Genomic DNA, 3,181 nt, shown 5'->3' on the forward strand with positions numbered 1-3,181 from the left:
CATCACAGCACTATAAATCATCGGTGCGGCAAGAAAAAAATCCCGCAATGTCATATGACTCATATCAGATATTTTTGTTCCACGATTTTCGCGTAACTCCACAAAACCTTCGCCAGCGAGTTCACGGAAAACTTCCCGAAGCGGTGTTCTTGAAAGCGAGAATTCCTCAGAAAGCTGTACCTCATCCAAATCAGATCCCGGCTTTCTCACGAGGGTCAATATTTCTCGCTTGAGAACGTTTGACATCGTTCGTTTCCGGTTTTTGGCATCATCTTTCATTTGGTACACTCATTTCGCAATACACCTGTTCTTTCGTGTCAGCTATTAATTCAACCGCCTTTATACATTAAAAATACAATTTGTATACAATTATAATTTTCACATCAAATGTATCAGATAAGTAACTGATACATTTGATATTTAAATATCATATTATTTTTTTGCTTCTCGAGAGATCGAGAACATATTGCGCTCAATCGTCAACTAGACTGTGATTGACGAGCTCACAATTAAAATTCACAACAAATGAACACTATTAACTTAAAGCACTAATCAACTTCAGAAGAATATTCATTCGCTCTGGAATATAAACACCTAGTAATCATTAGACGAAGGCAAGAAAGCAACCTATCAATCCGCAGTCTCAATCCTTAAACATCGCTTTGAGTTTTTCCAGATCTATGTCCTGTTCAGACAGGTTTTCCGGGTCCCACTCGCTGCGTTCTGCTTCGAAAAAATCACCGCCATACACATGAATTGCCCCGGACAGCTTTGTAATCGGGTTTGCCACAGAATGAATAATATCATTACCCAGTGGGGTGTAATCCCCCGTACTCAAAGACGCTGCCCCGGCGGCTTCAATGCGTCCATCAGGGTCGTCTTTGATACGTCGCCAAAAGATATTATCTTCGCGTCCGCCATAAACACCAATCATCGCCCACATGTTGTGATTATGCGGCGGGATTATCATCGACGGCTTCCACACCAGATTGAGAATAGTAACATCGGGCGAACAATAGATCGGTGTTAGTCCGGCCTTTTCCGGTTCGCCCAAAGCAGCCGTAATGGCCGAGGGATCATGAAAGGCACGATCAAATATCTCTGCGACGCATTTGTGTGTTTTATCCGTTCGCACAGCAGTGCAACAGTCTTCGACAAAACGTTCCAGCTTAAACATCGTGTTCCCTTTGCAGTTCGGCGAACCACGTTTCTATCGGCATAAAAACGAAAATCGCGAGTTTCAACAACAGCGGGACAGGAGCACCTGAAAGTATCGCAAAATAACGGCGATAAAGCCAGTCCCCCCCAAAAAATCAGGGATTTTATTCTTGCCTAAAACTGTGAACCAGTTGATCAAAACCCTTTTGAACCAATTCTTTATCGTCGTCAGGCGTCTGGGTGAAAATAATTATGAGATCAGAATTAGCTTTCATCTGAAAAAAATCAGCCGTATGAGGAACCTCAACACTGGCGAGGGTTATCGCAAACTGATTTCGTAGTGCCTTGGCAACTTTATCTTTATTATCAGTTTCTAGCTCAAAAACTTCGCCCCTGTTTCTTGACCCGACAGGTAACATATCATTAAAACTATCAATGATTAGATCAACATAATCTTCAAGGCTGATTGCTGCACCATTACTGAATACCGAAATTCCAGCAACAGCATCACTCGACGTTGCGATATCGATATAACGAAACCCCTCTTCGGTAAAATCATCTACAACTTTCCAGTTCCCGGGCAACGTAAAGCTTACGCCATCTTTCACATAGGCCTGACTATTGGAAAGATCAGCGGGTTCATCACAGGAAAACAGAACAAATGCCAACAACAATGCACAAATATTTTTCCACATCTAAATATATCTCTTCATCAAAATGATTTTAAATCAAAACAGTCTATTAGAGAGTGGCTTTTTGTGAACACTCGCCAATTCCAATAAACTCTATTTCTTACTCTATAACTGCTCCCCCAGCGAAGCCGCGAAGAAATCTTCCGGGTCATCAATTTCCGTAAGCCGTTTATTATCGATAAACCAGTATCTGGTGCCCGTGTTGCGCACAAAGGCTCGGTCATGACTGACCAGAAGGCAGCTGGCGTTATGGGCTTGGAGCTCTTCTTCCAATGCTTCCTGTCCTTCGATATCCAGATGGTTTGTTGGTTCATCCAACAGATAAAAATTCGGATTACGAAGTCTTAGATCCAGCATCGCCAAGCGTGATTTTTGTCCACCGGATAACGCCCCGATGGGCTTGCTCTGCATATCCAGATTAATGCCAGCCCCCGCCAGTAAAGCAATCGCACGCTGGTCCCCCACATCGAAACGTTCTGTAATAACCTCTTGCGGTGTTGCTTTGTCATCCAGTTGGGACAACGCCTGATCGGAATAGCCCATGACCACGGTTGGTGTGGATTTGATCGTCGGATGTTCCCCCAGAACGGCCTGTTGTACCATGCGGATCAATTGGGTTTTCCCGGTTCCGTTTCGACCAAGTAAAACAATACGGTCCCCGCGCTTGATCCAAAGTGGCGGGTTCTTGAACAAAACCTTGCCATCAGGGGCTGTGACTTCCCCCTCTTCCAGTGTGATCAAAGCCTTGGCGTGGGTATCAGAATTGACAAGCTTGATCGCCCCCGCCGACTTGTCTTTATAGGCCGCTTGGGATTGCTGCTCAATCTTGTCCGCACGTTCTTTGAGTTGTTTGGTTTTGGTGATCAGCAAATCACTACCGGAATTGACCCCGATGTTCTTGAGCTTCGCAGCCTGACGCCTTAGCTGTTGTGCCTTGCGGCTATCATTTTCGAACTGACGTTCTTTCGCCGCATCACTTTCATCCAACGCAACCCGTGCCTGACTATAGGAAAGCGCAAAGCTCTGTGATTGATCTTCTCGCAGGAAAAGCGTTCGGTTGGTTACCGCATCCAGAAAAGCACGGTCATGACTGGCAATCAGCACAGGTGTATCGCGCGCCACAGTGCCTAGCCAGTTCTGAAGAAAACCGATACGTGAAAGGTCAAGATGGTTGGTTGGTTCATCCATTAACAACAGATCAGGTTCCCCCACCCATACGCGGGCAAGCAGCATCACACGTTGCCAGCCACCAGACAGTTCGCCAACCAGACGACTGTGCAATTCGATAGGAACCGCCAGATCATCCAGCACGACATCCACACGCCAGCTTT

Annotated in this window: 4 protein-coding genes; all 4 read right to left on the reverse strand. The window is 45.5% G+C overall.

What is annotated here, in order from left to right; translation table 11 throughout:
• On the reverse strand, positions 1–246 hold a 246-nt coding region (locus tag Q0241_RS13640), incomplete at its 3' end, for a GntR family transcriptional regulator (RefSeq protein WP_299378426.1).
• Positions 247–643: 397 nt separating this feature from the next.
• Positions 644–1,177 carry a hypothetical protein gene (locus Q0241_RS13645; RefSeq protein ID WP_299378428.1) on the reverse strand — a complete coding sequence of 178 codons (534 nt, stop codon included), beginning with the start codon at positions 1,175–1,177 and terminating at the stop codon, positions 644–646.
• Between the two features lie 145 nt (positions 1,178–1,322).
• A complete protein-coding gene (locus Q0241_RS13650; protein ID WP_299378431.1) occupies positions 1,323–1,853 on the reverse strand; it encodes a hypothetical protein in 531 nt (176 codons plus the stop codon).
• A 102-nt stretch (positions 1,854–1,955) separates the two neighbouring features.
• Positions 1,956–3,181: ATP-binding cassette domain-containing protein (locus Q0241_RS13655; protein ID WP_299378433.1), on the reverse strand; the 1,226-nt coding region annotated here is incomplete at its 5' end.

It is taken from the genome of uncultured Kiloniella sp., from assembly GCF_937128705.1.
GTDB lineage: Bacteria > Pseudomonadota > Alphaproteobacteria > Kiloniellales > Kiloniellaceae > Kiloniella.

Bases quoted from the DNA above. Each gene is read 5' to 3' on its own strand.
- Q0241_RS13645 (WP_299378428.1), bottom strand. From the start codon at position 1,177: ATGTTTAAGCTGGAACGTTTTGTCGAAGACTGTTGCACTGCTGTGCGA.
- Q0241_RS13650 (WP_299378431.1), bottom strand. From the start codon at position 1,853: ATGTGGAAAAATATTTGTGCATTGTTGTTGGCATTTGTTCTGTTTTCC.